1 protein-coding gene is annotated in these 1,504 nt (G+C 39.7%); it reads left to right on the top strand.

The window, feature by feature from the left end; genetic code table 11:
- Positions 1–77 precede the first annotated feature (77 nt).
- On the top strand, positions 78–1,493 hold the full coding sequence (locus GQR39_RS19945; protein ID WP_165736424.1) for an IS4 family transposase: 1,416 nt from the start codon (positions 78–80) through the stop codon (positions 1,491–1,493).
- Positions 1,494–1,504 lie beyond the last annotated feature (11 nt).

Here is a 1,504-nt window from a genome sequence, read left to right as displayed (position 1 = left end):
CTGTCTCTTATACACAAGTCTTTGAATATCGTTAAGTCTGTGATCTAATCGATCATCATCACTCATAGATTTATCGTATGCACACAAACACTTCTGAAGAATGGGCTCAATTAATTTTTGGTAACGCTAATTTAGGGGATCCGAGACGCACCCGACGATTAGCTGTACTAGCAAGCGATATGGCTGAGAATGCAGACAGCTCAATTGTTAAGGCTTCTGATACACCCGCCAAAATTGAAGCCGCTTATCGTTTCATTAGAAATGAGAAAATATCTCCTCAAGCGATTGCCGATTCAGGGTTCTCACAAACGAGTGAAGCGGTAAAGCAGTTGCCTTTGGTTCTCGCTATCCAAGATACGACAGGATTGACATTTAAACACAGTGTTTGCAAAGAATTAGGCGATGTGAACTGTGCAAATACATTAGGAAAACCATCAAAAACAAGAACGCTATATGCGCATTCAACTTTAGCAATTGATGCAGATACGGAGCATGTTATTGGTTTACTCGACCAGTACTATTGGTTTAGGAAATCAAAGGTTAAAGGGACTAAAGATCAACAACAGCAACGCCCTTACGAAGAGAAAGAAAGCTATCGCTGGCAACAAACATTAATGGATATAAAAAAACGTACAGGTGAATTATCAAATATACTTAACATCTGCGACAGAGAAGCTGACATTTATGAGTACATGACTTACCAAAAAGATGAAGGACATCGATTTTTAGTCAGAGCAAAAGAAAATAGAAAATTAATAGAGCCTCAATGCAATCTCAATCAGTTAATAGAAACAGCGCAGGGTCAGTGTTGTTACACTATTAATATAGCGCAACGTGCGGGAAGAAAAGCGCGTCAGGCCCGAATTACATTGAGCTATCAACCTATAACACTCGCCAAGCCTAAGCGAGTACTAGGGCAAGAATCACCGACATTGAGCGTCAATGTCATTGTCTGTCAGGAAAAAGAAAGTACGCAAAAAAATCCATTATGTTGGATTTTATATACGACAGAGCCCGTAAACACAGCAGAAGATGCCCAGAAATTAGTAAGATACTATGAACTCCGCTGGCGTGTAGAGGAGTTTCATAAAACATGGAAAACAGATGGAACCGAAGTAGAAGATTTACGTTTACAGCACAGTGATAATATTTTACGAATTGCGATCATTAAAGCGTTTATTGCTGTCAGGTTATTACAGCTGCAAAATATGGCGCAAAGGAGTGAATTAGACAAAGAAGTGAGATGTACAACTTGTGTTAAAGAGATGACGTGGAAATTACTATGGGCAAAGGTTGAAAAGGATGTGTTGCCGGATAAAGTACCGTCTCTTCATTGGCTGTACTATAGTTTAGCGAAATTGGGAGGGTGGTATGACAGTAAAAGAAATGGTCGAGTTGGCGTAAAAGCACTCTGGAAGGGGTGGTTGAAATTAGCAGAAATGGTCGAATCTGCCGAATTGTTAATATCAATTCAGCAGACAGAAAAGTTGTGATCAAGAGACAG

Origin of the sequence: Pseudoalteromonas sp. C8, from assembly GCF_011378685.1 — a bacterium.
GTDB lineage: Bacteria > Pseudomonadota > Gammaproteobacteria > Enterobacterales > Alteromonadaceae > Pseudoalteromonas > Pseudoalteromonas arctica.
The sequence above is the reverse complement of the archived record's forward strand: the minus strand, read 5'-3'. Positions and strand labels throughout refer to the sequence as shown.